The 26,115-nt window shown below is 73.9% G+C and carries 20 protein-coding genes and 1 tRNA gene; 10 read left to right on the top strand and 11 right to left on the bottom strand.

Annotated elements, in window-relative coordinates:
* Positions 1-69: 69 nt before the first annotated feature.
* Positions 70-372 carry a hypothetical protein gene (locus tag WME98_RS32875; protein WP_437945649.1) on the top strand — a complete coding sequence of 101 codons (303 nt, stop codon included), beginning with the start codon at positions 70-72 and terminating at the stop codon, positions 370-372.
* Positions 373-917: 545 nt separating this feature from the next.
* Here the strand turns inward: WME98_RS32875 and WME98_RS32880 are convergent.
* Both WME98_RS32880 and WME98_RS32885 read right to left on the bottom strand, forming a co-directional pair.
* Complete coding sequence (locus tag WME98_RS32880; RefSeq protein ID WP_437945651.1) at positions 918-3,455, bottom strand: GAF domain-containing protein; 2,538 nt, start codon at positions 3,453-3,455, stop codon at positions 918-920.
* 226 nt (positions 3,456-3,681) lie between these two features.
* Positions 3,682-4,926, bottom strand: a complete 1,245-nt coding sequence (locus WME98_RS32885; RefSeq protein ID WP_437945652.1) for an SDR family oxidoreductase — start codon at positions 4,924-4,926, stop codon at positions 3,682-3,684.
* A gap of 177 nt (positions 4,927-5,103) precedes the next feature.
* Here WME98_RS32885 and WME98_RS32890 point away from each other — a divergent pair, with 177 nt between their 5' ends.
* Positions 5,104-6,585 carry a hypothetical protein gene (locus tag WME98_RS32890; RefSeq protein WP_437945653.1) on the top strand — a complete coding sequence of 494 codons (1,482 nt, stop codon included), beginning with the start codon at positions 5,104-5,106 and terminating at the stop codon, positions 6,583-6,585.
* A gap of 133 nt (positions 6,586-6,718) precedes the next feature.
* Here WME98_RS32890 and WME98_RS32895 read toward each other — a convergent pair whose 3' ends face one another.
* Positions 6,719-7,204 carry a gluconokinase gene (locus tag WME98_RS32895; protein ID WP_437945654.1) on the bottom strand — a complete coding sequence of 162 codons (486 nt, stop codon included), beginning with the start codon at positions 7,202-7,204 and terminating at the stop codon, positions 6,719-6,721.
* A 196-nt stretch (positions 7,205-7,400) separates the two neighbouring features.
* Here WME98_RS32895 and WME98_RS32900 point away from each other — a divergent pair, with 196 nt between their 5' ends.
* Positions 7,401-8,681 carry a serpin family protein gene (locus WME98_RS32900; RefSeq protein ID WP_437945655.1) on the top strand — a complete coding sequence of 427 codons (1,281 nt, stop codon included), beginning with the start codon at positions 7,401-7,403 and terminating at the stop codon, positions 8,679-8,681.
* 258 nt (positions 8,682-8,939) lie between these two features.
* On the opposite strand, the gene WME98_RS32905 is transcribed toward WME98_RS32900, so the two are convergent.
* The 4 genes from WME98_RS32905 to WME98_RS32920 all read right to left on the bottom strand — a co-directional run bounded on the left by WME98_RS32905 (position 8,940) and on the right by WME98_RS32920 (position 12,326).
* Positions 8,940-9,602 (bottom strand): methyltransferase family protein, encoded by a 663-nt coding sequence (locus WME98_RS32905; RefSeq protein ID WP_437945656.1) that lies wholly within the window; start codon positions 9,600-9,602, stop codon positions 8,940-8,942.
* 160 nt (positions 9,603-9,762) lie between these two features.
* Positions 9,763-10,110 carry a Kazal-type serine protease inhibitor domain-containing protein gene (locus WME98_RS32910; protein WP_437945658.1) on the bottom strand — a complete coding sequence of 116 codons (348 nt, stop codon included), beginning with the start codon at positions 10,108-10,110 and terminating at the stop codon, positions 9,763-9,765.
* Between the two features lie 286 nt (positions 10,111-10,396).
* On the bottom strand, positions 10,397-10,657 hold the full coding sequence (locus WME98_RS32915) for a SemiSWEET transporter (RefSeq protein WP_437945660.1): 261 nt from the start codon (positions 10,655-10,657) through the stop codon (positions 10,397-10,399).
* 211 nt (positions 10,658-10,868) lie between these two features.
* Positions 10,869-12,326 carry a PLP-dependent aminotransferase family protein gene (locus WME98_RS32920; protein ID WP_437945662.1) on the bottom strand — a complete coding sequence of 486 codons (1,458 nt, stop codon included), beginning with the start codon at positions 12,324-12,326 and terminating at the stop codon, positions 10,869-10,871.
* A gap of 91 nt (positions 12,327-12,417) precedes the next feature.
* On the opposite strand from WME98_RS32920, the gene WME98_RS32925 reads away from it, so the two are divergent.
* Positions 12,418-13,452 (top strand): GNAT family N-acetyltransferase, encoded by a 1,035-nt coding sequence (locus WME98_RS32925; RefSeq protein WP_437945663.1) that lies wholly within the window; start codon positions 12,418-12,420, stop codon positions 13,450-13,452.
* On the opposite strand, the gene WME98_RS32930 is transcribed toward WME98_RS32925, so the two are convergent.
* Complete coding sequence (locus tag WME98_RS32930) at positions 13,368-14,894, bottom strand: PLP-dependent aminotransferase family protein (RefSeq protein ID WP_437945664.1); 1,527 nt, start codon at positions 14,892-14,894, stop codon at positions 13,368-13,370. The genes WME98_RS32925 and WME98_RS32930 overlap by 85 nt on opposite strands.
* Positions 14,895-14,962: 68 nt before the next feature.
* Here WME98_RS32930 and WME98_RS32935 point away from each other — a divergent pair, with 68 nt between their 5' ends.
* Together WME98_RS32935 and WME98_RS32940 are read left to right on the top strand one after the other, a co-directional pair.
* Positions 14,963-15,439 (top strand): carboxymuconolactone decarboxylase family protein, encoded by a 477-nt coding sequence (locus WME98_RS32935; RefSeq protein WP_437945665.1) that lies wholly within the window; start codon positions 14,963-14,965, stop codon positions 15,437-15,439.
* On the top strand, positions 15,436-16,245 hold the full coding sequence (locus tag WME98_RS32940) for an isocitrate lyase/PEP mutase family protein (RefSeq protein ID WP_437945666.1): 810 nt from the start codon (positions 15,436-15,438) through the stop codon (positions 16,243-16,245). Before WME98_RS32935 ends, WME98_RS32940 begins: the two co-directional genes overlap by 4 nt.
* Before the next feature lie 86 nt (positions 16,246-16,331).
* On the opposite strand, the gene WME98_RS32945 is transcribed toward WME98_RS32940, so the two are convergent.
* A tRNA-Arg gene (locus WME98_RS32945) sits at positions 16,332-16,405 on the bottom strand.
* A gap of 197 nt (positions 16,406-16,602) precedes the next feature.
* On the opposite strand from WME98_RS32945, the gene WME98_RS32950 reads away from it, so the two are divergent.
* Complete coding sequence (locus WME98_RS32950; protein ID WP_061622737.1) at positions 16,603-18,234, top strand: L,D-transpeptidase; 1,632 nt, start codon at positions 16,603-16,605, stop codon at positions 18,232-18,234.
* 17 nt (positions 18,235-18,251) lie between these two features.
* Here the strand turns inward: WME98_RS32950 and fusA are convergent, their stop codons facing one another.
* Positions 18,252-20,363, bottom strand: coding sequence for an elongation factor G (gene fusA, locus WME98_RS32955; RefSeq protein WP_437945667.1), 2,112 nt, complete (start codon positions 20,361-20,363; stop codon positions 18,252-18,254).
* A gap of 204 nt (positions 20,364-20,567) precedes the next feature.
* On the opposite strand from fusA, the gene WME98_RS32960 reads away from it, so the two are divergent.
* The 3 genes from WME98_RS32960 to WME98_RS32970 all read left to right on the top strand — a co-directional run bounded on the left by WME98_RS32960 (position 20,568) and on the right by WME98_RS32970 (position 24,611).
* Complete coding sequence (locus WME98_RS32960) at positions 20,568-20,906, top strand: transcriptional regulator (RefSeq protein WP_437336722.1); 339 nt, start codon at positions 20,568-20,570, stop codon at positions 20,904-20,906.
* A 334-nt stretch (positions 20,907-21,240) separates the two neighbouring features.
* The gene (locus WME98_RS32965; protein WP_437945668.1) at positions 21,241-23,241 is read left to right on the top strand and encodes a protein kinase domain-containing protein; all 2,001 of its coding nucleotides are present in this window, start codon (positions 21,241-21,243) and stop codon (positions 23,239-23,241) included.
* 53 nt (positions 23,242-23,294) lie between these two features.
* Positions 23,295-24,611 (top strand): glycoside hydrolase family 113, encoded by a 1,317-nt coding sequence (locus tag WME98_RS32970; protein ID WP_437945669.1) that lies wholly within the window; start codon positions 23,295-23,297, stop codon positions 24,609-24,611.
* A gap of 3 nt (positions 24,612-24,614) precedes the next feature.
* On the opposite strand, the gene WME98_RS32975 is transcribed toward WME98_RS32970, so the two are convergent.
* Entirely contained in the window at positions 24,615-26,027 is a 1,413-nt protein-coding gene (locus WME98_RS32975; protein ID WP_437945670.1) for an ATP-binding protein, read from the bottom strand.
* Between the last annotated feature and the right edge of the window lie 88 nt (positions 26,028-26,115).

Genomic DNA, 26,115 nt, shown 5'->3' on the forward strand with positions numbered 1-26,115 from the left:
CGTGTGGCTGTGCCGCGCGATTCTTTGGGGGGGAACAACCCAAGGGAGAGAACGTACATGAAAGCTTCGATGAGCATCTTTGCGAGCGCGCTGCTGCTTGGCGCTACGATGATGATTGGCGCCGGATGCGGCGATGACGAGGACACCGGCAACAGCACGACGACCACCACCACGACGACCAGCGCGGCGACGACCGGCACCGGCGGCGCCGGCGGCGAGGGCGGCGAGGGTGGCGGCACCGGCGGCGAGGGCGGCGAGGGTGGCGGCACCGGCGGCGAGGGCGGCGAGGGTGGCGGCACCGGCGGCGCGGGTGGCGGCACCGGCGGCGAGGGCGGCGCTGGTGAGGGCGGCGCTGGCGGCGAAGGCGCCTGAGCCGAGCGCGTCCTTGATGCGTTTCCCGCTCCCGACCCGCAATGCGGAGGGAGCGGGAGCGATCCCATCGTAGCTCGAAGGGGATCACGGGAAGGCAGGGAGACGGAAGACGCTTTGCGTCCTCCCTCCTTCCCGTGATATCCGGAGCACCCTCATTTCAGGTCATGGGCCTTCCGGTGCCGGTTTATCCGGTCTGGAGGGTCTCTGCGTCTGGCGCACGCTGCGCTGGTGGCTGCGCAGCTCTGCCGCGCTGGTTGCTGCGCAGCTTTGCGTGCGCTGGCACGCGCCTTTCGCGCTGCCGCGCGCCGCTTTCGCATTGCCGCTCGCCCCCGCGCTCCCACGCATCTCGGACGGAGCCCCGGCGGGCAGCTTCCAGCTATGCATCATTTGCGGCCGCCTGAATCCAGCGTCATGGGTTCGTGCCGAGATCTCCATCGCGTCGAGCGCCGGCGATGCGTTGGCGCATCCCCGGTTTGGAGCGGCGCACCGGCGATGCGTTGGCGCATCCCCGGTTTGGAGCGGCGCACCGGCGCCGCGTTGTGGGGCTACCGTGCGTCGCTGCAGCGCCTCAGCTCGCTCCAGGGGCTCTCGGCGTCGCGGTTGGAGGCGCGGAGCTCCTCCGTGAGGCGAGCGACCTCTGCAGCGAGCGCCTCGTTGCATCGCCGGAGATCGCTCGCGGCGCTCTGCACCTCGCGGTGGCGCAGCGCGTTGTTCACGGCCACCGCCGCCTGCGACGCGAGCAACCCGCAGGGCTCGAGCTGCCCCGCGCGGAACGCCCCGGCGCCCGCGTCGCTCTCCGCGTAGAGCACCCCCGTGAGGCGGCCCTGGTGCGTCATCGCGAGGCACAGGATCGACCGCGGACCGGCCTCGAGCAGGTAGGGATCCTGCGCGAACCGCTCGTCCGCCGCCGCGCTCGCCACCACGACCGGCTGCTGCGTCTGCGCGACGTGCTGGATGACGCCCGCGGCGAGATCCGACGCGCACTCGAGCGGCATCGCAGCGTCGATCCGCACCCCCTCGGCGTCGGCGGCGAGCTCGGCCTCGACGCTCAGCGCGCCGTCGCGCGCGAGGAGCAGCACGGCGCGCCGCGCACCGGTGATGTCGCGCAGCACCCGGAGGAGCCGCTCGAAGAGCCGCTCGAGGACGAGCTCTCCGTGCAGGGCGCGCGAGGCGCGGAGGAGGGCGAGCGCATCGAGCGTAGGACGCTGCGTGCTCGCCGGCGGAGCGGCCTCCGGCGGCCGGCTCGCTTGCCCGAAGAGCGTCGTGCGCGCCACGAGGTGTGGGTACTTCCGGGACAGCTGTCGTACTTTGGCCGTCGCACCCCACCGCAGGTAGGCCTCGTGGGCGTCGGTCATGTAGACATGGGCGATGCGCTCCCTCCCGCTCGCCAGGTGGAACTTCGCGCAGAGCTCGCAGGCGAGCGCCTCGTCGCGGACGAACCCGTTCACCTTCGCCGCCTCGATCGCCTGATCGTAGAGCTTCATCGCCGCGAGCTCCTCGCCGGCCGCGCGCGCGGACTCCGCGCGGACGAGGAGGTGCTTGTGCCGGTAGTTGTCCGGGCACCGCTCTGCCCACGCCGCGAGCCGATCCCGGTAGCTCGGCACGGAGACGGGGGTCAGCTGCCGGCCGCGCGACACCGCGGGCGAGAGCAGCGTGAGGCAGGTGTAGAAGAACACCTCCGTCGCGAGGTGATCGTCGACGCGGCCCTGCATCTTCGCCTCGGCGAGCGATCCCATGCGCAGCGCCCCCTCGTAGTCCTCGACGAGGAAGCAGACCTGCTGGCGCAGCGCGTAATGGATGAGCGCGACGGCGCCGTAGGCCGGCGCCGAGATCTTCTCCTCGTACGCCGCGGTCGCCTCGTCGACGACCGGCTCTGGCGCGCGCGACGCGCCGACCGGCGCCGTCGTGCTCATCAGGTCGTCGAGCGCGCGGCGCACCCCCGTGAGCGCCGCCAGCGCGAGCTCATCGCGGCCGCGCTGCACCAGCGCGAGGGACTCGTCGACCTCGGCCCGCACCGCCGCGCACTCGTCGCCGAGCCCGAGGCGAACCAGGGCGGTATGCACGCACGTCTGCGCCACGTACGAGGGATCGCCCGCCCGGAGCCCGGCCTCGTGGGCTTCCTTGAAGAGGTCGAGGCTCGAGAGCAGGTGCTTGGTGAAGACGCTGATGTGCGCCCCGAGCACGAGGCGCAGCCGGCACGAGAGCTCGTCCTGTCCGGCCCTCTCGTTCATCTCGAGCGCGAGCTCGCCGACCTCGTAGGCCTCGTCGTAGCGGCGGAGCACCCGCGCGGCCATCCACGCATAGGCCATGTAGCCGTACGGGGAAGCGCCGCCGTGGCCGTGCTCCAGGGAGAGGTTGACCTGCTTGGCCGCGATGAAGGTGCAGAGCGGCGGGCAGATCCGCGCGGCGGGCATCGTCAGCGCCATGAGGAGCCGGAGCGCCGCGCGGACCCGGGCGTCCGACGTCTCGGGCTCGTCGAGCAGGTCGCTGAGCCTGCGCGTCCCGAGCGCGGCGCGCGCCGCCGCGAGCTCGGCGTCCGCGGCCGCCTTCCGCGCCGGCCCGTCCTCGGGGAGGGGGACGCCGAGCATCGCGAGCGCCGTCTTCCCGAGCGTGAGCGCCTCCTCCAGCCGGCCTTGCGCGGCGCACACGGCGATGCGCAGCTCATACGCCCGGGCGCGCTCCAGGTCCGAGCGCGCCTCCGCCGCGAGCACGTCGAGCAGCGACGCCGCGCGCTCGATCTGGCCGCCGAGGTACGCGCACTCGGCCGCCTCCGCGTGCAGCGAGAACGCGAGCTCGGGGTCCTCCTTGAAGCTCCCGTCCGGCAGCGCCGACAGCCCCGCCTCGAAGAAGCCGGCCGCCTCGGAGGGCGCGCCCTGCTCCTTCGCCTTGCGGCCCGCCGCCAGGCTCATCGCGGCGAGCTCCGCGCGCTCGTGCGGATCGACGAGCGGCGGCGCGAGGGCGCCGAGATCCCACGGAGCGGCGTCGGGGCGCGCGTCCCGGCGCCTCAGGTACGCCTCGACATCGACCTTCGTTACCTGCGCGCCCGGATAGCGCTCATCAGCCGATTTGCAGAGGAGCTTCATCGCCATCTCCGAGGCGATCGCGGAGGGGCGCCGGCAGCGGGGTCGGAGGTGCCGGCGTGGGTGTCCGCGCGGTGGCCCCTTCGCTCGCTGGGAGCTCCGTCGTGATCGTAGATGGATGGGGGGTCATGGAGGGGGCCATCGTCGCCCGCGACAGCGGGCTCCTCCAGCGGCGCGACGTCCGCCGGAGTCGTGCGGCAGCATTCTACCCCAAGTGGGCAGGGGTGCGCTACTGTGGCAGTTTGCCGGCGCCTCTGGGCTGCGCTCGCCACGCGCGCAGGAGCTCGGCCTCGCGCTCCGGCGAGAGCCCTGCCCGCGGCTTGGCTTGCCGCTCCGGCGGAAGAGTCTTCCACCACGACAAAGTGTCCTTGACCGTTTCCTGGACGGCGCGGAACGTGAGCCCTGCTTTGCGCGCGCGCTCGGTGCTGCGCAGGTGGAAGGCCTGCGTCTCGCCCTCTGCGGGGGCCCAGATCGGCAGGTCGACCGGCTCGCCGCCCGGCTTTTCGAGGAACTTCGCGCTCACCCAGGTGAAGCGCGCGTTCGCGCCGCCGCCGAGCGCGGCCTTGCACGTGTCGAGCAGCCCGCCCATCGTGAGCGGCTCGCCGGGCCCGGTCGCGTTGAAGATGCCAGTCGTCCGGGCCTCGACGACGGCGACGAGCCACGCGGCGAGATCGCGGACATCGATGATCTGGATCGGGTCGAGCGGCGTGCCTGGGGCGAGGACCTCTCCGCCCCGCTCGACGCGAACGGGCCAGTACGTGAACCGGTCGGTCGGGTCTTCGGGCCCCACGATGAACCCGGGGCGGACCCTCGTGACCCGGCCGGGCATCGCCGCCTCGGCGGCCTGCTCGCAGAGCGCCTTGAGAGGGCCGTAGTTCTCGAAGTCCTTGCCCATCGTCTCGACGGTGGGGTCCGCCATCGTCGCGACCGGGGCCGTCTCGTCGGCCCCCGGGGTCGTGTGGCTCGCGTAGGCGGAGAGGCTCGAGATGAACACGTATTGCTGCACGTTCGGGGCGAGCAGCTCCGCGGACGCCTTGACGATCCGCGGCACGTACCCCGAGTTGTCGATGACGGCGTCCCACGCGCGGCCGGCGAGGGCCTTGAGCCCATCGCCCTTGTTCGGATCCCGGTCGCCGTGCAGCTTCTCGATATCGGGGAAGAGGTGCGGCCGCGTCTTGCCGCGGTTGAAGAGGGTGACGGTATAGCCGCGCGCCTTCGCCGCCTCGACCACGGCGGGCCCGAGGAAGCCTGTTCCACCGAGGACGAGGAGCGTCTTCTTCCCGGAGCTCCCGGAGGACGCGGTCGGCTGCGGCGATGCCGGCGGGGCAGGCGCGGGCGCCTGGCCGCCGCCCGGAACGGGCCCGGCGCCGGCCGCCGCGGCCGGGCTAGGCCTCGGCGCGGAGGAGCAGCCGAACGCAGCCATCGAGCCCGCCGCAGCGGTGAGCGAGAGGAAGTGGCGGCGTGAAGAGGGCATGGAGCGGTTCTATCCGATCGCGCCCTCCCGTCCCAGATGAGTTCGCGCGCCCCGATACGCGCCCCGATAAAGGACGAGATTTTCGTACTTCCAAGAAGTTTGAAATGGAATGGTCATGGTCCACATCCTGCAGTGTCTCCAATCTGCCCGCGTCGAGGCGGGCGAGGAGAATGCGGTATGCGGTCTGTCTTGGGGGCGCTGGGCGCGCTCTGCGGCGTTATCTGCTGGGGAGCTGGGTGTGTCTCGGGGGCTGGGGGCGGCGCGGCGGAGGGAGAGCCGGGGCGCGACGGCGTGGATCCGATCGGGGCGAACGCGGAGCACAGATCGCCCGCGGGAATGTGCGGGACGGGGGCAGCGGATCCCGGCGGTGTGTGTCAGGGCGCCGCGGCCCCGCGCGGCGGCAGCGTGTCCGGCGCGGGTGGGCCGAGCGCGGCCGCTCGGGCCGAGCCGGGCTGCCGGCGGCGGCCGTTCAGCCGGCAGTTCCCCGCCACGGGCGCGACGTTGCGCGGCTTCGCCATCGACACGGCGGGCAACGCGCTGCTCGCCGGCGCCCTCGAGGGCGACGCGACCTTCGGCGACACCCGGCTCGAGAGCGCGGGCGCGGCGGACGTCTTCGTGGCGAAGCTCGACGCGTGCGGCAATCCGATCTGGGCCAAGCGGTTCGGCGACGCCGCGGCGCAGGGGGCCATCGACGTGGCCGCGGGCAAGGGGGGGCACGCGTTCGTGCTCGGCGAGTTCACCGGCGCGCTCGATCTCGGGGCGCACCACCTCACGGCGGCGTCGCCCTGGGGCGCCGATCTGTTCCTCGCGAAGCTCGGCTCGAACGGCGCGACCCGCTGGGCCGTGCAGATCAGCGCCGAGGAGGACTCCATCCTGAGCGGCACGGCGCTCGCGGCTGACGTCGACGACGGTGGCGCGCTCGTGCTCGGCAGGCTCGAGGGGGCGGCGAAGGTCGCCGGCGTGCGGATCGAGCGGCGGGCGATCGGCGCCTTCGTCGTCCGGCTCGACGCTTCGGGTCGCGTCGTGTGGGTCAGCCTGCCGCCGAGCGGCGCGGACAGCGAGGAGATCGGCATCAAGGTCGACGGCGACGGCAACGCGCTCATCGCGAGCCAGGACGGGCGCGGCACGGCGACGTTCGTGACCAAGCTCGATGACGACGGACAGCTCGAGTGGCACAAGCGGTTCCGCGGCTCGTCGGATCAGCTGGAGATGGCGTTCGATCTCGCCGTGGCTCCGGACGGCGCCGCGCTGCTCTCCGGCAGCGGCGTCTTCGGCGAGCCCGAGCTGCCGGGCGGCCCGCGGCCGTTCGTGGCCAAGCTCGACGACGACGGCGACGTGCTCTGGGTGAAGCGCTTCGACGCGCGGAGCCCCCGCCAGGTCACGGCGAGCGAGGAGAGCGTGGTGCTGGCCGGCGATGCGCTGTGCGAGGCGGAGGAGCCGGCGTCGTGCAGCGCGTGGGCGGCCGGGCTGAGCCCGAGCGGGGGGGAAGAGGCGTGGACCCAGCGCATCGGCGCCGACGTCCGCGTCGTCGGGCTGGAGCTGGACCCGTGGGAGAAGCCGGTGCTCGCCGGGGGGGTCCAGGGCACGATCGCGCTGGGGGGCGACGAGCTCTCCAGCGATCAGGGCGCGCTCTTCGTGGCCCGGCTCCGCGCGCCATGACCCCGTGCAGGCGCTGCTGCCTCCCGCAGGCGGCTGCTGCCTCCCGCAGGCAGCTGCTACCTCCCGCAGGCGCTGCTGCGGCGTCGTGCAGGCGCTGCGGCGGCGCGCAGGCGCTGCGCGGGGCGGGCCCGGCTCACAGGCCGAGCGCGCGGCGGACGGCGGCGGCGATCTCCTCGGGGGTGCCGCCGATGTCGACGCGGATCGCGTCCTCCGGCGGCTCCAGCGCGGCGAGCTGCGTCGCCAGGAGGCCGGGCGGCATGAAGTGCTCCGTCCGCGACGCGAGGCGCGCGGCGATCAGCGCGGGATCGCCGGTCAGGTGCACGAGGCGCATGCGCGCGGGGTCGACGAGCAGCTGCGCGCGGTAAGCCGCCTTGAGCGCCGAGCAGGCGATCACGGCGTCGCGCCCCGCGTCGAGGAGCTGGCGGATCCGCGCCGCGAGCGCGGCGAGCCACGGCGCGCGATCCCGGTCGTCGAGCGGCTTGCCGGAGCGCATCTTCTCGATGTTGGCGGCGGGGTGGAGGTCGTCGGCGTCGAGGAACTCCCACCCGAGGTCGCGCGCGAGGCGCACCCCGATCGTGGTCTTTCCGGCGCCGCTCACGCCCATCACGACCACGATCACGGGCGCCGCGCCCCTCTGGCGCCTCTCTCTCGGGCTCTCCGCATGGTGGGTCGCATCCTATCATGCGTGGCGCCGTGCCCTGCACGCCTGCTGCACGCCTGCCGGCGCTCGGACCACGGCAGGCCGGCACGCCCCCTGCTCCGCCGGGCGCATGCGTAGGCCTCCGATCTCCGCGGTCCTGTTGCCCTTTTCCCTGATGTCCGCCGGTTGCACCTCCGACGGCGCCGCGGCGGCGAAGCCCTCACCGCAGCCCTCGGCCTCCGGCTGCCGGGATCCGGACACGGCGGGCTGCGTCATCGCCTCGGAGAAGCCGCGGATCCTCGCGCCCGACGTGCCCCAGGCCGACGCCAAGGAGCTCGTCGCCGGCAACACGGCGTTCGCGCTCGAGCTCTACCGTCAGGTCGGCGCCGAGCCTGGCAACCTCTTCTGCTCGCCGTACAGCGTGTCGAGCGCGCTGGCGATGACGTACGCCGGCGCCCGCGGCGAAACGGCGGAGCAGATGGCGCGCGCGCTGCGCTTCACCCTGCCCGAGGAGCGGCTTCATCCGGCGTTCAACGCGCTCGACCTGGCGCTCGCGCGCCGCGGCGAGGGCGCCGAGGGGCAGGACGGCGCGGGGTTCCGGCTCAAGGTGGCCAACGCGCTCTGGGGACAGGTCGGCTCCTCGTTCGCGCCGTCGTTCCTCGACGTGCTCGCGGAGAGCTACGGGGCCGGGCTGCGCGTCGTAGACTTCGCCCAGGCGCCCGAGGAGGCGCGGGGGATCATCAACGGCTGGGTGGCAGAGCGCACCGAGGACCGGATCAAGGACATCCTGCCCGAGGGCGCCATCCAGCCCGCGACGCGGCTCGTGCTGACGAACGCCATCTACTTCAACGCAGCGTGGCAGTTCCCGTTCGAGGAGGAGGCGACCGCCCCCGGCGACTTCACGCTGGCGGACGGCTCCACCGTCTCGGTGCCGATGATGACCGGCAACGCGCAGGTCCGCTATGGCGACGGCGACGGCTACGAGGCGCTGGAGATGCCCTATGACGGCGGCGAGCTGTCGATGGTGCTCGTGCTCCCGTCGGAGCTCGGGGGCTTCGAGGCGGGGCTCGACCGGGAGCGGCTCGATGGAGTCCTCGCCTCGCTCGGGTCGCGGAGCGTCACGATGACGCTGCCGAGGTTCAAGTTCGCGTCGACCCTCGATCTCGTCCAGCCGCTCACGGAGCTGGGGATGCCCATCGCCTTCTCCGGCCTCGCGGATTTCTCGGGGATGAACGGGCAAGGCGGCCTCTTCATCAGCGACGTGCTCCACAAGGCGTTCGTCTCCGTGAACGAGGCGGGCACCGAGGCGGCGGCGGCGACGGGGGTGGTCATCGGCGAGACGTCGGCGCCCGAGCCCGCGACCATCCATTTCGACCGTCCGTTCCTCTTCTTCATCCGGGACCACGCGACCGGCGCGATCCTGTTCGTCGGCCGGGTGGCGAATCCGTCCGGTTGAGCCGCCGAGCCCGCCGCGGCCGCCGCTCCTCCGGTCGCGGCGATTGCCACGCTGAGCTCGTCGGGGCATTTCTCCTCTCCAACGACGGAGGGCCGCCGCCAAGGAACGCGCGCTGCGCCCGCCGTGCTGCGTCATCGAGGCGGCGTATCGCGCATATCCCGACGCGGCGCCCTCGATGCGGCGCGCGTGCGACGCGCGTGGCATTTTGTCGCGCAACGCCGCCGGGGGCGAAGCGGCGCACGGGCGCGTCGTCGCTCGTCAGTAGAGGCGGGGGATGAGCCGCGCGGAGGTCTGGCGCGCGTACTCGTCGTATTCGGGGAAGGTGTCGCGCAGCACGCGCTCCTCGTACCCCATGCGGATGACCTGCAAGACGAGCTCGACCGTGTAGAGCACGATCGCGGCGATCGACGGATAGAGCACGATCACGCCGGCGCCCTGGATCACCGCCGCGAGGTAGACCGGATGGCGCACGAGCCGGTACGGGCCGCCCGTGACGAGCCGGCGCGCCTCGGGCATGACGCTGAACGACTTGCCCAGCCAGCCGAGGCTGACCACGGCGAGCGAGAGCCCCGCGACGAGGAGCAGCGTCCCCGCGATCTGGCGGCCGGGCGTCGGCGCAACCTTGGGCAGCCACGCCAGGCTCGCCGGCAGCAGGCCGGCGGCGAGCGCGGTGATGCGAGGCACGACGCCGCTCAGCTTGCGCACCGGGCGGAGGCGAACCAGCGTGAGCGCCGCGACGAGCAAGAGATACGCCTCGGTGGCGAGGAGCGCGGCCAGCGTCGTCCCGTACGTGAGCCCCGCGGGCCCACGCCCGAGAAACAGGTGAACGTAGATATCCCGCCCGACGAACAGGGCGTTATAGAGCATCAGGACGGCGAGCGGCAGCCGCATCGCGAGGTCGTAGAGCACCGCGCCATTCATTGTATTCCCCCTTACGTTGGATGGTGAGAGGGGGCGCGGGCGCGGTCAAGCCGGCGCGGCCTGGTGCCGTATCGGAACCGTCATCGATTCACTGCGGGCGCAGCGCGCCTCGCGGCGGCGAGCCGGGGACGTATGCGTCGCGGGTGGAGGCGAGCTCGGCTCATCCATCGGTCGGGGCGACGTCGCACTCGCCCATCGCCTGGACGGCGACGCCGGCCATCGCGGCCAGACAGGCATTCGCGTAAGTCCTGTCGTCGCAGCCGCAGACGGGATTGAGCTCCTCCGTGCAGGACGCCGGTCGCTCCTCGCAGACGCCTGCCGCGTCCGCCCAGCCGCACCTGTCCTCGACCGCGTAGCTGCAATAGAGCCCCGTGGCGCAGACGGGCGCGGGGCCGTGGGTGAAGCCGCCGCAGCTCTCCCCCGCCTCGGCGATCGGCGCCTCATCGGAATCCCCGCAGCCCAGCGCCGCGAGCGCCAGCAGCAGACCCAGCCCGTGAAATCGTCTCATGAATCACCCTCTCAGGACCAAGGCAGCCCACGGCACGACGATCGAGGCGCGAGAGCCGATCTCTCGCCCCAGCGCGCCGAGCACGACATGGTCCGCTGGGGATCTGCGCCCTCGTCCCCCTGCTGGGACTGGCAATGCAGTAGAACGCGGGAAATGCCGTGTCAAGCGAGGCTCGGAAAGGCCGGCTTCGGCGAGAGGACCGGAGAGGCCCAGCGCGCGCCGCCGGGGCGGAGTGGGGTTGTCTGGGCGAGGCGGCAAGGGGGGCGCCGCGCGGGAGGGGGGCAGCTCAGCCGTACCGGAGCTTGAGGACGAACACGGTGCCCGAGAGGACGAACGTGATCGCGTTGGCGACGATGATCGGCACGTCCCCGGTGAGCAGGCCGTAAACGAGCCACAGGCCGACGCCGGTCACGAAGGCCGCGTACATGCCGACCGAGATCGAGCGGGTGTCCCGCGTGCGCAGCGTGCGGAGCACCTGCGGGAGAAAGGAGACCGTGGTGAGGGTCGCCGCGACGAGCCCGAGCGCGGTCACTACTTTTGGATTCATCGGGTGGTGTCTGTTCCTTCGGTTCGCCCCCGCTGCATAGAGTAGCTTTCCCCGGAGAGACAGGGAGAGACAGCGATTTTGTGGACGCGCCGCCATCGACCGGAGGTGGGGGCCGCCCCCCGGACCGCGGACATACGCGCTCTCCAGACGCTGCCGCGTTCGCCGCGTTGTCGGGCGCCGGGGCGCTCTGGCCGGCTGTCCGCCTGGCCGATCAGAGCGCCTGGACCATCCTCTCCACCGCCTCGCGGATCTCTCGCTCGTCCAGCGCCGCGAACCCGAGCCGCAGGAAGGGGCGTCTCTTGCCGTCGAACGCGAACCGCCGCCCCGCCGAGAACGCGACCTTCCGCGCGAGCGAGCGCTCGGCCCAGGCGTCCGCGTCGATCGCGGCGTCCACCTTGGCCCACAGGGCCATCCCGCCGGCCGGCACGCGGAAGTCGAGCGCGCCGCCCAGCCGGGCGCGCAGCGACGCGACGAGGAGATCGCGCCGCGCCCGGTAAATGCGCCGCGCGCGCTGCGCGTGGCGCTGCACCTCGCCGTCCTCGAGCAGCTCGGCGACGGCGCGCTCCACCGCGTGGTCGCCCTGCCGGTCGACGAAGGTGCGGTGCAGGGAGAGCCGCTCGATCAGGGGCTCGGGCGCGACCACGAAGCCGAGCCGGAGCCCGGGGGCGAGGATCTTCGACAGGGTGCCGATGTAGACGACGATGCCGGCCGTGTCCGCGCTGGCGAGCGGCAGCACCGGGCGGCCGTCGTAGTGGAACTCGTGATCGTAGTCGTCCTCGAGGATCGCGATCCGGCGGCTGCGGCAGAGCTCGAGGAGCGCGATCCGCCTGCCGGGCGCGAGCACCGCGGTCGTGGGGTACTGGTGGTGCGGGGTGACGTAGACGGCGCGGAGGCGCTCGCGATCGGCGAGCTCGGCGAGCGCGTCGACCGAGAGGCCCGCGGCGTCGACCGGCAGCGGGACGAGCCGCGCGCCGGCGAGGCGGAGCGCCTCCCACGCGGGGCGGTAGCCGTACGACTCGACGGCCACCGCGTCGCCCGGCGCGAGCAGCGCGCGCGCGACGAGGTCGAGCGCCATCTGGCTGCCGCGCGTGACGAGCACCGCCTCCGGGCCGGCGGCGAGGCCGCGCACCGCCGAGAGCATCGCGGCGAGGGCGGCGCGGAGGCGGGCGTGGCCGCGGGGATCGGCGTAGTCGAGCAGCCGCCTCGGCTCGGCCCGGAGCGCGCGGCGGTAGGCGCGCGCGAGCGCCGCGGTCGGGACGAGGCGCATGTCGGGGAGGCCGCCGCTCATCCGGAGCGCGCCCTCGGGGGCGAGGGGCAGGGGCCGGAGCGAGGTCGCGCCGAGGTCGAAGCCGAGCTTCGCCGGCACCTCGGCCCGGACCGCGGCGCGCCGGGCGAAGCGCCGGGGCGCGGGCGCCGGCAGCTCGGCCGAGACGAAGGTGCCGCGCGCGGCGCTGGCTTCGATCCACCCCTCGGCGGCGAGCTCGCGGTACGCGGCGAGGACGGTGTTGCGGTGGACCGACAGGGACCGCGCGAGCGCGCGGCTGCCCGGGAGCTCGTCGCCGGCGCGGAGCCGGCCGCGGCGGATGTCGTCGGCGAGGGCGCGCGCGATCTGCAGGAAGATCGGCTGCGACGCGGCGGGATCGACGGCGAGCGAGAGCTCCCAGGGCACGCCGACTGGTCTAGCAGAAATCCATGGACCGGATCTTTTGGACGTACCAGCCGCGCGGCACGCTCCGGCCATGCGCAGGAAGGACGTTCGCATGGATCGCGCGGAGGCCGAGGAGCTCCTCGGGCGCGCGGAGGTGGTGCACGTGGCCTCGACGACGGCGGAGGGCGAGCCGCTCTTGCGGGCGGTGCAGGGCGTCGTGGTCCGGGGGTCGATCGCGTTCCACGGCGCGCCCGCGGGCGAGGAGATCGAGGCCGTCGGCCGGGCGGCGGTGGTGTCGTGCGAGCAGATCGTCGCCTCGATCCCGAGCTGCTTCGCCGAGCCAGCGCGCGCCTGTCCGGCGACGACGCTCCACCGGCGCGCGCGGGCGCACGGGGTGATCGAGCGCGTCGACGATCCGGACCGCAAGGCCGAGGTGCTGGAGGCGCTGACGCGGAAGTACCAGCCCGAGGGCGGGGACGCGCCGCATGGCGCCCGGAGCCCGCTCGATCGCGAGGCGATCGACGGGATCCTCGTGCTCGCGATCCCGCTCGAGCGGCTCGACGGCAAGGCGGAGCTCGCGCAGAGCCGCGCGCCGGAGGAGCGGGCGCGCCTCCTCACGAAGCTCTGGGAGCGGGGCTCGCCGGGCGACCCGCAGGCGATCGAGCTCGTGCGCGGCGCGTGCCCGGACACGCCGGTGCCCGAGTTCCTGCGGGCGCCGGCGGGCTGCGCGCTCGCGTGCGCGCTCGGGCCGCGCGACGTGGGCGCGGCCGTCGATCTGCTCGAGGGGGCCTACTGGAGCCAGGGCGTGCCGCGCGAGGTGATCGCGCGGGCGCTGCTCGGCTCGTCGGCGTGGGTGGGCGCGCGCGACGCCGCGGGCCGGCTCGTGGCGACGGCGCGCGCGGTGAGCGACGGGAGCAAGCGCGCGTGGATGTTCGACGTGATGGTCGCCCCTCCGCTGCGAGGCCTCGGCGTGGGCGAGGCCGTGGTGCGCCTGCTGCTCGCGCACCCGGCGGTCCGCGGCGCGCGCCACGTCCACCTGGGCACGCAGGACGCGCACACGTTCTACGCGCGGTTCGGGTTCCGTAACCGCGCGGACCTGCCGCCGCTGCCGTTCACGTCGACGGAGATGGTCCTCGCCAGGGGGTGAGGCCGGGGCGGCGGCGAGGGCGCGATGGCCTGCGCGAGGCGGTGCACGGCCCTCTGCGCGCGCGAGGCGGGCAGCGCGGCGAACCCGAGCAGCAGCCCGTCGAGCCGCCCCTCGGCCGGGTCGGATCGATAAAAGCTCGACAGGGCGCCGGGCGCGAGGCCCAGCTGGCTCGCGCGCTCGACCACCTCGCCGTCCCGGGCGCCGGTCAGGCGCGCGGTCAGGTGCAGCCCGCCCGTCCCCTCCTCGACCTGGAGCTGCGGCGAGGAGAGCTCTTCGAGCGCGCGAGAGAGCGCGCCGTGCCGCTCTGCATAGAGCGCGCGCATGCGCCGCACGTGACGCGCGAAGTGCCCCTCGCCGAGGAAGTCGGCGGCGGCGCGCTGCACGGCGAGCAGCGGGGCCGGGTGCAGCAGGCTGGCCACGCGGGCGAGCGCGTCGCGCGCGCCGTCCGGAACGACGAGGAAGCCGAGGCGCAGCGCGGGGAACATCGATTTGCTGAAGGTCCCCGCGTAGATCACCCGGCCCTGGTCATCGAGGCTCTTGAGGGCGGGCAGCGGCGCCGAGGCGCGCTGGAACTCGCCGTCGTAGTCGTCCTCGATGATCCACGCGTCGGCGCCGCGCGCCCAGGCGAGGAGGGCGAGCCTGCGCGGCAGCGAGAGCGCCATGCCGAGCGGCATCTGGTGGCTCGGCGTCACGAACGCGAACCGGGCGCGCGGGGCGAGCGCGGCGCCGCGGGCGACGTCGAGGCCCTCGGCGTCCACCGGCACGGCCGCGAGCCGCAGCCCGGCGAGCTCCAGCGCGGCCCGCGCCAGGTGGTAGCCGGGCTCCTCGAACCACGCCCCGTCCCCCGGCCGCGCGAGCGCGCGGGCGAGCAGGCCGAGCGCGCCGTGGTAGCCCCCGGTGATCATCACCTGCTCCGCGCGCGCGACGACGCCGCGGGAGACCGCGAGGTGCGCGGCGATGGCCTCGCGCAGGGCGCGGTCGCCGCACGGGTCGGAGCCCGCGAGATCGCCGGCGCGGGCGCGCCGTGCGTGCCGGCCGAGCAGCCGCGACCAGGTCGCGACGGGGAACGCGTCGACCGCGGGGACGCCGATCTGGAAGGGCCGGAGCGCCGCGCGGGCGCGGGGCTCCTTGCGCGGCGGCTCCGGAGGGGCCGCCGGGGCGAAGGCGGCGGCGATGGGGAGCGGGGTCGTGACGAACGTGCCGGCCGCGCCGCGCGCCACGAGGAACCCTTCGACCGAGAGGCGCGCGTACGCGGCGTCCACGGTCCCCCGCGAGACGCCCGCCTCGAGCGCCATGGCGCGCGCCGAGGGGAGCCGCGCGCCCGACGCGAGCGCGCCGGAGAGGATCGCCTGGCGGATCCGGTCGTAGAGCTGCGCTTGCAGCGTACCGGCGCTCCGCTGCCGCCGGCGCACCGGGGAGAGCCGGGCTCCGCGGCGGGTCACGATGGCCCACTCGTTTTCGAGGTTCTTGGCACTGTCGCTGGGCCATCATGAACCTATCCTGCCGGGCCATGGCAACCAAAACTTCCCGGCTCGACTACGCGGGGTTCCGGCGCCTCGCCCCCGAGGCCGATCGCGCGCTGCTCGCGATCTCGGCCGCCACGAAGCAGAGCGCCCTCGGCGCGGAGCTCATCCAGCTGGTCAAGGTGCGCGCCTCGCTGGTGAACCGCTGCTCCTTCTGCCTCGCGATGCACCGGCGCGAGGCGCGGCGGCTCGGGATCTCGGGCGAGCGGCTCGAGGCGCTCGCCCGCTGGCGTGAGAGCCCTCGCTTCACGCCGCCGGAGCGGGCGGCGCTCGCGTGGACCGACGCGCTGACGCAGCTCGCGGACGGCGGCGTGCCCGACGAGGTGTACCGCGAGGTGTCGAGCGCGTTCTCCGACGCCGACCTCGCGGCGCTGACGTCGGTCGTGGCGACGATCAACGCCTGGAACCGCATCGCCGTGGCCTACCGGTTCCCGGCGGCGCCCGACGCGGAGGGCGGGGAATGAGCCAGCCGCACTCCAGCGCGGCGCGCTTCCGGGCGCTGCACGCGCCGGGACAGCTCCTCGTCCTGCTCAACGCGTGGGACGCCGTGAGCGCCCGCATGGCCGAGGCCGCCGGCGGCGCCGCGGTCGCGACGAGCAGCGCGGCGGTGGCCTGGGCGCACGGCGCGGCCGACGGCGAGCGCCTGCCGTTCGACCGGCTGCTCGCCTCGACCCGCGACATCCTCCGCGCCGTGCGCGTCCCGGTGAGCGTCGATCTCGAGCGAGGCTACGCCACGAGCGCCGAGGGGGTCGGCAACGCGGTGTGCCGCCTCGCGGAGGCTGGCGTCGCGGGCGTGAACCTCGAGGACGGGGCCGAGCCGCCCGAGGCGCTGGCTGCGAAGCTGCTCGCGGCGCGGGGGGCGCTCCAGCGCGCCGGGCTGGACCTGTTCCTGAACGCGCGCACCGACGTGCTCCTGCGCGGCGCGCCCTCGTCCGCCGCGGCCCTCGACGAGGTGGTGCGCCGCGCCAGGCGCTACGTCGACGCGGGCTGCGACGGCGTCTTCGTGCCGGGCCTCGCGGCGGCCGAGGGGCTCTCGCGCGTCGCCGCGGAGGTGCAGGCCCCGCTCAACGTGTGGGCCTCGCCGGCGCTGCCGCCCGTCGAGCAGCTCCGAGCCCTCGGCGTGCGCCGGGTGAGCGTCGGGCCGCGCCTCGCCCTGACGGCGCTCTCGGCCGCGAGGCAGGACGCGGAGCAGCTACTCGCCGGCCGGTGGGCGCCGCAGTCCCACGATGCGCCGCTGACGTACGCCGAGCTCAACGCGTGGTTCGCGTGAGCGCGTCACGCAGCGGCGCCTCGCCGCAATCCGGGCACGATCCCGAGATCACGGGACCCGAGGTCACGGGATCATCGACAACCCAGCGCGCCACAGTGGATTCGAACCACTGGCCTTCGGCTCCGGAGGCCGACGCTCTATCCAGCTGAGCTAGTGGCGCATGCTCGCGGGGTTCGCGAGGGCCCGGAACCTAGCCGGGGTCGGGCTTCAGCGCAACCCCTTCCAGCAACGTCGTGCATCGCCTGGCATCCCCGGGCATCCCCCTGGCATCTCCTGGCAGTGTCTTGCCGCTCGCCCTCCGATCGGGGGGAGCGCCAAAACTTGGCCACCTGCCCGTCTGTCCGGCATCCCCGGGGCATGGACGCCCGACAGCGAAGCTCTGCGATCCCGGCCCTCGCGCGCGGCTTCTCGCCGCCCGCCCTGGCGCTCGCCGCCCTCGCCCTGCCGGTCCTCTCGGCCTGCAGCGGCGGGGAGAACGCCACGCCCGAGGGCATCATCAGCCTCTCCGCGGGCGCGGCCCAGACGTCCGCCGAGAACGACCCCGCCACCCTCCCGCGCGTCGACGGGCCCCGCATCGGCGCCGTGCAGATGGTCGCGCCCATCTACGAGAAGGCGGACCGCCGCTCCGCCAAGCTCGGCTACCTGCGTGCGGGCGGGACGGCGCCCCGCGGGGAGAAGCCCGTGTCGTTCGACGACTGCCAGGGCGGCTACTACCGCGTGCTGCCCGCCGGGTACATGTGCGCGGACAGCGACGCCACGATCGACATGAAGCACCCGATCCTCCGGGCGCTCACGCGGCGGCCCGACCTGTCCAAGCCGATGCCGTACCCGTACGCCTTCGTCAGGGCCATCGCGCCGAACTACTACCGGATGCCGTCGATGAAGGAGCAGCTCCAGTACGAGATGAGCCTGGAGCGGCACCTCCGCAGTTACAAGAAGCTCAAGAAGAAGTGGGACGAGATCAAGGTCGGCGCCAACGACGTGCCGCTCGACGCGCAGGGCAACGCGACCGGCGACCCGCCCGCCGAGCCGCCCGAGCTCGGCGACAGCGAGCTCTACGGCGGCAACGGCAGCGACGAGATCCCCTGGTTCTTCAAGGGCGGGCGGCAGATCCCGAACATCTCGTCGTTCAAGGTCCCGGGCTACGCGATCATCACGAACCGGATCGCGCGCAAGGCGGGGCTCGCCCTCATCGACACCTTCATGGGCGACGGCGGGCGGCGCTTCGCGATGACCACCGACGCGCGGCTCGTGCCCACGTCGAAGCTCAAGCCCGCCCGCGGCTCCACGTTCCGCGGCGTCGACATGACCAAGGGGTGGGAGCTGCCCCTCGCGTTCGTGCACCGGCAGGACGCGAAGCGCTACGACATCTCGGGCGGCGAGATGGAAAAGGCGGGCGAGCTGCCCTGGCACACCGCCGTGCAGCTCACGGGGCGATCGAGGAAGGTGGGCGGCGCGCGCCTCGTCGAGGCGAAGGACGGGACGTGGGTGCGCGACTCCGACGTCGCCATCGCGGTGAAGCCCTCGGAGCTGCCGTCGTTCGCGCAGGGGGACGTGAAGTGGATCGACATCTCGATCCTCAGCCAGACGCTCATCCTCTACGAGGGCAAGCGGCCGGTCTACGCGACCGCGGCGGCGACGGGGCGCGACGGGCTCGGCGACCCCAAGAAGACCTTCTCGACCGTGCGCGGGACGTTCCGGATCCGCGACAAGCACGTCACGACGACGATGGACGCGCACGAGGTCGACAACAAGTTCGAGCTCCGCGACGTGCCGTGGGTGCAGTACTTCGAGGCGGGCTACGCGATCCACGCGGCGCCGTGGCACGACGACTACGGCAAGCCGCGCAGCCACGGGTGCATCAACCTGTCGCCGATCGACGCGCGAAGGGTGTTCCTCTGGACCGATCCGCCGGTGCCCGACGGGTGGCACGGGGTCAGCGCGGGGAAGGCCACGGGGGAGGGGACCATCGTCCACATCCACCCGTAGCCCGGGCGTCGCCCCCGTCAGTCCTCGTCGGCCTCGGCCTTGAAGCCGCTCTCCTTGATCACCTTCTCCTGCACCGCCGGCGGGCAGACCTCCAGGTGCTCGACGCTCATCGTGAACGTGCCCTTGCCCTGGGTCATGCTCTTCAGCTTCGACTCGTACTCGAGCACCTCGGCCAGCGGGACGAACGCGTTCACGATCGTCTGATCCTCGACCGAGTCCGTGCCGATGATCCTCCCGCGGCGGCTGTTGATGTCGCCGATGATGTCGCCCATCGTCGCGCTCGGCACCGTCACCGAGAGCCGCACGATCGGCTCGAGCAGCACCGGCGCGCACTGCGCGGCGGCGGCCTTGAACGCCTTGCTGCCCGCCATCTGGAAGGCCGCGTCCGACGAGTCGACGTCGTGGTACTTGCCGTCGAAGAGCCGCACCTTGACGTCGACCATCGGGTAGCCGGCCAGGACGCCCTTCGACATCGCCTTGACGATGCCCTTCTCGACCGAGGGGATGAACTGCCGCGGCACGGCGCCGCCCACGACCGCGTCCTCGAAGACGAAGCCGCCGCCGCGCGGCAGCGGCTCCATGTCGATGTAACAGACGCCGAACTGGCCATGACCGCCGGTCTGCTTCTTGTGCTTGCCCTCGACGTTCGTGGCCTTCCGCGAGATCGTCTCCTTGTAGGCGATGTGCGGCGGGCCGAGCCGGCAGTCGATCCCGACGCGCCGGCGGATGCGCTCCACCGTGATCTCCAGGTGCAGGGCGCCGAGGCCCGAGACGACGAGCTCGCGGGTCGACGGGTCCTGGTGCACGCTGAGCCCCGGGTCCTCCTCGGTCAGCCGGTAGAGTGCGTTGCCGACCTTGTCCTCGCCGCCCTTCGCGTCGAACCTCACGCCGCGCGAGAAGAGGGCCGGCGGCAGCTCCGGCGCGCTGAAGAGGAACGCGTGCTTCTCGTCGCAGAGCGTGTGCCCGCTCAGCGTGGCCTTCAGCTTGTGCAGCGCGACGATGTCGCCGGCGCGCGCCTCCTCCACCTGCTTGTGGTCCTTGCCGACCACGGCGTGGATCTTGCCGAGGCGCTCGGCGTTGCCCGTGCTCGCGTTGAGCAGCGTGGCGTCGGGCCGGAGCGCGCCGGAGAGCACGCGCGCGAACGAGGTGCGGCCGGCGTGCGGATCGATCGACGTCTTGAAGACGAACGCCGCCGCCGGCGCCTCCGCGGACGGCGGCCGCTCGGCGGCCTGCGGCGCGGCGCCGGGCTTGCCGCTCGGGACGACGCCGGCCCACGCCGGGTGCTCGGTCGGCGGGGGCACGAGCTCGACGATGCCGTCGAGCAGCGCGGCGGCGCCGCTCGGGCGGACCCCGGAGGCGAAGTAGACCGGGACCAGCGCCCCCCGGCGGACCGCGGCGCGGAGCCCCTGATCGAGCTCCTGCTGCGTGAGGTCGCCCTCGGTCAGGTACCGCTCGGTGAGCTCGTCGTCGCTGCCGGCGACGTCGTCGACGAGCTTCCCCCGGGCCTTCTCGACCGCCCCCGCGACGTCGGCCGGCACGGGAGCGCCGGCGGCCGCGGCGGGCGCCTCGGGCTTGTCGAGCCAGGCCTTCTTCGTCCGGATCGCCACGACCCCCCGGTACTGGAGCCCCTCGCCGACGCGCTCCTCCATGATCGCGAGCGGCGCCTTGAGGCGCGCGCGGACCTCGGCGATCACCTCGTCGGGTCGCGCGTTCTCGGCGTCGACCTTGGTGACGACGACCATGCACGGCAGCTTCGCCTCCCTCACCCACCCGAAGACACGCTCGGTGATCGGCTGCACGCCGTCCTTGCCGCTCACGACGAGGATGGCCGCGTCGACCGCGGCGAGCGCGAGCCGCGTCTCGGCGAGGAAGCTCCCCTCTCCGGGCGTGTCGACGAGGTTGATCTTCTTCCCGCCCCAGGAGAGGTGCGCGACGCTCGCCTCGAACGAGCAAACGTGCTCTTTTTCCTCGGCGGTATCGTCGAGGACACTCGACTTGTCGTCCACCTTGCCGAGCTTGGCCGTCGCCTTGCCGACGTACAGCATGGCCTCGGCGAGCGATGTCTTCCCAGCCCCCTTGTGTCCGATGATTGCAACGTTCCTGATGTCCCCTGCCTCAGTCGTTGTCATTCCTCGTTCGTATCAATCCCCGTGGAGATCGAGAAGGCCGGCACGCGATTTTTGGGGTGCTTTCCGCGGCGCAGCAGGACAGCGAAGACGGGCATCGAGTCGCTCACCCGAGCTCTGCCGCGACGCGCTGCGGCGTGCTCGATCGAACAGCGGTTGTCCGGCGCTGCCTGAGCGGATCGCGCGCCCGGGATCCCCTCGCGCGACATGAGCGCTCTCCGCCTCGCAATCCAGATGCTGCTCGGCATTGCGCTGCCGCTCGCGCTGCAGCGGTGGGATCGGCGGCGGCTTACGCCCGAGCAGCGCGCCGCTTGCTGGAACGGAGCGACCTGGGGCGCAGCGCTCTATGCGTTCGGGCCGCTGTCCATGCTCGGGTGGTGCTGGGTCACGCGCGGCGTTCAGCACGGGCGGCCGGACGCCCGCGGGGGGCGGGGCCTTCGCGCGGTGAAGGCGCTCGGGCTCGGCGCGGGGTCCGCCGCGGCGCTCGTCCTCGTCCTGGCCGGCATCGACACCCTGGTAGCGCTCGCGCTCGGGCTCCCGCCGTGAGCCGCGTGGACGGCCGGAGCGCAGGCCCGCGCGCCCCGCGCGGCGCAGCGCCGGACTGCATGGCACGGAGGGCGCATCGCTGGGCTGCATGGCTGGGAATGTCTGGATGGCGAAGGGCGATGGATCGGCTGCATTCGCGGCAGCGATGGATGGAGGCGGGCCGGCCGGCCGGCCAGCTGGCCGGCCAGCCGGCTGCGCACAGAACGGACATCCCCCTGTCGTCGTGGTCGGTAGACGACACGTCATGGACGCGTTGCTGCACTCTGGATCTGCTATTCAGAGGACAGGTTTTGACCCGGTTCGCGGAGCGCGCGGACCCCACCGAGGCAGTGCGTTGACGTCGCTGAAGGCCGGAGGAGAGGATCGCGCGGCCGCGCGAGAGTGGACCGACGCCGAGCGTGCGCCTCGGGCGGCCGAGGCTCCGGCGGGGGGCCAGGAGGTCGTCGCCGGCAGGTACGCGGTGGAGACCCGGCTCGGCCTCGGCGGGGTCGGCGCCGTCCACCTCGCGATCGATCGCGCGTCGGGCCAGCGCGTCGCGCTCAAGCGCGTGGATCCCAGGATCGCCGAGAACCGGCACGCCGCCGACCGGCTGCTCCGCGGCGCTCGCGCCGCGCGCGCTCTATCGGGCAGGTACGTCGCGCGGGTCCTCGACGTCGGGGTCGAGGGCGGCGTGCCGTTCGTCGTCAGCGAGTACCTGGAGGGCTCCGATCTCGCGAGCTACTTGCAGCGCCGCGGGCCGCTGCGGCCCAGGGAGGCGGTGAAGTACCTCCTCCAGATCTGCGAGGCGGTCGCCGAGGCGCACGGCGTCGGGCTCCTCCACCGCGACCTCAAGCCCGAGAACGTGTTCCTCAGCTTCGGCGACGGCGCGCCGAGCGTGAAGGTGCTCGACTTCGGCGTGTCGGCCGTGGCGTGCGGCGTCGAGAGCGAGGGCCCGAACGCCGCCTCCGGCGCCATGCGGACCTCGCTGCTCTACATGGCGCCGGAGCAGATGCGGTCGGCGGGCGGCATCGACGAGCGCGCCGACATCTGGTCGATCGGCGCGGTGGCCTACGCGCTCCTCTGCGGGGCGAGCCCGTTCGAGGCGCGGACCGAGCTCGAGATCTGCAACAAGGTCCTGAACGATCCGCCCGCGCCGTTCCCGCCGCGGTTCGAGCCGGCCGAGCTCGGGGGCCTCGTGCTGCGCTGCCTCGACAAGGACCCGGAGGCGCGCCCCTCGGACGTCGCGAAGCTCGCGTTCGCGCTCGCGCGCTTCGGGGGCGAGGGCGCGGAGGACGCGGCCGAGCGCGTGTGGGAGGCGCTCCGGGCGGAGGACGAGACGCTCCGCATGGCGACCCCGGCCCCCGCGCCCGTCGAGGACGAGTGGGAGGCCGACACGCTGGCCGATTTGCCGATGATGTCGCCCGACGATCTCATGGGCGACCTCGAGACGACGGCCAAGTGGGATGCGCCAGGAGGCGTCCGCCACGGCGAGATCACGCTGGTGTCGCACGCGGGCGCGTCCTGGGACGGCGGCGAGCAGCTGCGGCCGAGCCGCACGCCGCCCCCGGTCCTGACGGTGAGCCCGCCGCAGCTCCCCACCGACCTGCGGGGCAGGGCAGGGCAGCGTCCGGCAGGCGGAACGCCCGTTCCGCTCGACCGCGAGGTCGCGCATCGCGTCACCGTCGACCCGGCGCCGCGCGTCACGCCGGCCGAGGCGCGCGCGCCGGCCGAGACGGAGCGGCTCACGGTCGTGCGCGGCGGGCCGTCGCCGTGGCCGCGCCGGCTCGCGATCGCGCTCGCGGTGCTCGGGATGACCGCGGGGGTCGGCGGCGTGTGGCTCGTGCAGACGGGCGCGCTCGGCGGCGATGAGAGCGCGGCGCTGGCATCGAAGGGCGTGGCGAAGCGCGCGGCCCAGGAGGCGCGCTCCGCCGCCGCGGCGGCGAGGCGGCCGGGCGCGGCCGTGCCTGCCGCGGCCGTGGCGTCGGGTGAACCCGCGGCGCCGGGGCCGGATGCCGAGAGCGCTCCGGGCCCGGACGGCGGAGCGCTGCAAGCCGTGCCGCCGGGCGGGCTCCGGTACCAGCCGCAGCGGCCCGACGTGATCTACGACGAGGTCGAGCGCGAGCGGCGGCGGCGCGAGAAGATGGAGCGCGAGCAGCGGTGGCGCGAGGGGACCGAGCGCGCGCGGCAGGAGCGCGACGCGCTGTTGCGCGCGCGGCAGCCGTCGGAGGCGGCGACCGCGCCGCGGCCGGGGGAGACGGCGGCCGCGCCGCAGCCGCAGGGGCCGGCGACGGCCGCGCCGCAGCCGTCCGAGCAGGGTCACGGCGGGCCGCGGCCCCAGGAGACCGACGGCGGCTGACGTCCGCGGTACCGCGAGCCGCCCGCCTGGTATAAGGCGTCCCCGTGCCAGCGATGAGTCGAGAAGTACGCGCGCTCGCCGGCGCCGCGGGCGCCGCCCTCGCCGTGTCGGCGGCGGCCGTCTGCGGCGCTGCGCGGCCCGCGAGCGCCGCGCCCCGGATCGCGCAGGAGGCACCGCGGAGCGCGGCGGAGGCGCCGCGCGTCGCGCCGGGGGCGCTGCGCGTCCCGCCGGAGGCGCCGCGGATCTCGCCGGAGCGCCTTCCGTACGGCGCGACGGGGTGGGCCGAGTCGGGCTGGGGCGGCGTGCGCGGCGTGACGATCGGGCCGATCGAGAACCTCCGGCATCCGGGCCGCGGCTACGGGACCGCGGCGAGCGGGCGAGCGATGGATGAAGCGGTGGCGATGGGCGCGACCTGGGTCAGCCTGACGCCGTTCGGCCGCGTGTGGGACGGCAAGGGCACCGGCGTCGATCTCGTCTTCGAGGCGCCGTTCGAGGAGAACCGGCGCAACGTGCTCGCGGCGATCGCGCAGGCGCACGCGCGCGGGCTCAAGGTGCTGCTCGTCCCGCACCTCTGGGTCGAGAGCGGCGAGTGGCGGGCGATGATCGACCCGGGGGACGACGCGGGCTGGGCGCGCTGGGCCGAGTCGTACCGCCGGTTCCTGCTCACCTGGGCGGAGGTCGCGCGCGAGGGCGGCGCCGAGATGCTCAGCGTGGGCGTCGAGCTGCGGAGCTGGGTGACGACGGCGCGGGCGGCGAGCTTCCTGCCGATCATCGAGGCGGTGCGCCGCGCGTACCCGGGGCTGCTCACCTACTCGGCGAACTGGGACGACGTCGAGCACACGCTGATCTTCGACGCGCTGGACCTCATCGGCATCAACGCGTTCTATCCGCTCGCCGAGCGCGAGGGCGCGTCGTTCGAGGAGCTCCTGCGCGGCGGGCGCAAGGTCGCGGCCGGGGTGGACGCGGTGGCGCGCGCGTGGGGCAAGCCGGTCCTGCTCACCGAGATCGGCTACACCACGCGGCGCGATCCCGCCGTGCGCCCGTGGGAGTGGCCCGACCGCATGAAGGACGTGGTCGTCGATCAGCGCTCGCAGGCCGAGGCATACGCCGCCGTGATGGCGCCGTTCCTGGACGCGCGCACCTGCGCCGGCTTCTTCGTCTGGCGGCTCTACGCCGACCCGGACGACGTCTCGCAGGAGGCCGAGTGGGGGTTCTCGCCGAGGGGCAAGCTGGCGGAGCTCGTGCTGCGCGACGCCTTCTCCACCCGCTGGGCCGCGGACGGCCCCTGGCTCCCCGGCGAGGCGCTCGGCAGGCACCGCGCGCGCACCCCCGGCGTCTTCGGCTGGGAGCTCGATCCGGACGAGCCCTAGGGACTAGGACGGCAGGCGCAGGGTGAACGTCGAGCCCTCGCCGGCGGCGCTCGTCACCTCGATGCGCCCGCCGTGCGCCTCGGCGATGCGGCGCGCGGCCCACAGGCCGAGGCCGACGCCCGGGGCCACGCAGCGCGACGACGGCGCGCGCCAGTAGCGCTCGAACAGCCGCCGCTGGTCCTCGGCCGCGATGCCGACGCCCTGGTCGGCGACCGCGATCGTGACCTCGGCGCCCTCGCGCGCGACGGCGACCAGCACGGCGCCGCCCTCCGGCGAGTACTTGATGGCGTTCGCGACCAGGTTGTTGAGGACCTGCTCGATCCTGACCGGATCGCAGCGCAGCGGGACCGCCTCGTCGGGCAGCGACAGCCTGATCTCGTGCGCGGTCGCCGTCGGCCGGTAGAGCTCGACGACCTCGCGGGCGATCTCGCAGGCGTCCCGGATCTCGTGGCGCAGCTCGATCTCGCCGCCCTCGATCCGCGCGATGTCCATGAGGTCCGTGAGCATGTGATCGCAGCGCGCGGCCTCCTTCCCGATGCGGGCGAGCATCGGCCTGAGCCGCTCCTCGGGCGGCAGGGGCCGATCCGGCCGGAGGCGGTCGACGGTGAGCTTCAGCGCGGCGAGCGGGTTGCGCAGATCGTGCGCCACGCTCGCGAGGAGCCCGAGCTGCCTCCGGCGCTGCTCGGCCAGCGCCTCGGCCATCTCGTTGAACGCGACGGCGATCTCGCGCAGCTCGTCGAGCCCGCCCTGCGGCGCGCGAGCGTCGAGCGCGCCGGCCCCGTAGCGGTCGATCGCGGCGCGGATCGCGAGCAGCGGGCGATAGACTCGCCCGCTCATCTGCCACAGCGCGAGCAGGACCCCGGTGAGCAGCATCGCGGCGGCCCCGAGGCTCACGGTCTCCGAGAGCCGGTTCACCGCGTCGACGCGCCCCCGGGCGATCCGCGCCTCCTCGAGCTTCGCGGCGAGCAGCCGCTCGAGCGCGACGAAGGCGCGATCGACCTCCTCGGGGAGCCCGCGCTCCGCGGGGGCGGCTGGCGGCGCCGCCGCGTCCGCCAGCGCGCGCGCGGCGAGGTAGCGCTCGAGCGCCCGCTCGGTCGCCTTGACGACGTCCGCGTTGTCCGCGGTGACGGAGTTGTCGCGGAGGTCGTCGATCCACCGCTGCACCTCGCGCCCGGCGGCGTCGCGCGCGCGCGCGTGCTCGGGGAGCTGGGTCAGCGCGACCCGGGCGCTCTCGCGCTCGTACGAGAGGAGGTGGACCTCCAGCTCCATGATGGATCGCACCTCTCGGACCAGGTTGAACAGGCACGCGACCTCGCGGTCCATGTACGCGGTGCTGAGCGTGAGCCCGCTCGCCGTCAGCAGCGCGAGGGCGGCGAGCCATGCGGTGCTCGCGGCCGCGAGCGTCTTCAGCTTCATCGTGGTCCCCCCGATCCGGCCCTGGGCGCGCCGAGAACGGGCGCAGCGTAGCGCCTCGGGCGCCCCCAGACCGTCCGTTGGGCGCCGC

The organism is Sorangium sp. So ce296 (assembly GCF_051529605.1).
Lineage (GTDB): Bacteria > Myxococcota_A > Polyangia > Polyangiales > Polyangiaceae > Sorangium > Sorangium cellulosum_D.

What these genes read in the sequence shown, in the direction of transcription:
- WME98_RS32875 (WP_437945649.1), top strand. Translation starts at nt 70, where the DNA reads ATGAGCATCTTTGCGAGCGCGCTGCTGCTTGGCGCTACGATGATGATT.
- WME98_RS32880 (WP_437945651.1), bottom strand. Translation starts at nt 3,455, where the DNA reads ATGAAGCTCCTCTGCAAATCGGCTGATGAGCGCTATCCGGGCGCGCAG.
- WME98_RS32885 (WP_437945652.1), bottom strand. Translation starts at nt 4,926, where the DNA reads ATGCCCTCTTCACGCCGCCACTTCCTCTCGCTCACCGCTGCGGCGGGC.
- WME98_RS32890 (WP_437945653.1), top strand. Translation starts at nt 5,104, where the DNA reads ATGCGGTCTGTCTTGGGGGCGCTGGGCGCGCTCTGCGGCGTTATCTGC.
- WME98_RS32900 (WP_437945655.1), top strand. Translation starts at nt 7,401, where the DNA reads ATGTCCGCCGGTTGCACCTCCGACGGCGCCGCGGCGGCGAAGCCCTCA.
- WME98_RS32905 (WP_437945656.1), bottom strand. Translation starts at nt 9,602, where the DNA reads ATGAATGGCGCGGTGCTCTACGACCTCGCGATGCGGCTGCCGCTCGCC.
- WME98_RS32910 (WP_437945658.1), bottom strand. Translation starts at nt 10,110, where the DNA reads ATGAGACGATTTCACGGGCTGGGTCTGCTGCTGGCGCTCGCGGCGCTG.
- WME98_RS32915 (WP_437945660.1), bottom strand. Translation starts at nt 10,657, where the DNA reads ATGAATCCAAAAGTAGTGACCGCGCTCGGGCTCGTCGCGGCGACCCTC.
- WME98_RS32925 (WP_437945663.1), top strand. Translation starts at nt 12,418, where the DNA reads ATGGATCGCGCGGAGGCCGAGGAGCTCCTCGGGCGCGCGGAGGTGGTG.
- WME98_RS32935 (WP_437945665.1), top strand. Translation starts at nt 14,963, where the DNA reads ATGGCAACCAAAACTTCCCGGCTCGACTACGCGGGGTTCCGGCGCCTC.
- WME98_RS32940 (WP_437945666.1), top strand. Translation starts at nt 15,436, where the DNA reads ATGAGCCAGCCGCACTCCAGCGCGGCGCGCTTCCGGGCGCTGCACGCG.
- WME98_RS32950 (WP_061622737.1), top strand. Translation starts at nt 16,603, where the DNA reads ATGGACGCCCGACAGCGAAGCTCTGCGATCCCGGCCCTCGCGCGCGGC.
- fusA (WP_437945667.1), bottom strand. Translation starts at nt 20,363, where the DNA reads ATGACAACGACTGAGGCAGGGGACATCAGGAACGTTGCAATCATCGGA.
- WME98_RS32960 (WP_437336722.1), top strand. Translation starts at nt 20,568, where the DNA reads ATGAGCGCTCTCCGCCTCGCAATCCAGATGCTGCTCGGCATTGCGCTG.
- WME98_RS32970 (WP_437945669.1), top strand. Translation starts at nt 23,295, where the DNA reads ATGAGTCGAGAAGTACGCGCGCTCGCCGGCGCCGCGGGCGCCGCCCTC.
- WME98_RS32975 (WP_437945670.1), bottom strand. Translation starts at nt 26,027, where the DNA reads ATGAAGCTGAAGACGCTCGCGGCCGCGAGCACCGCATGGCTCGCCGCC.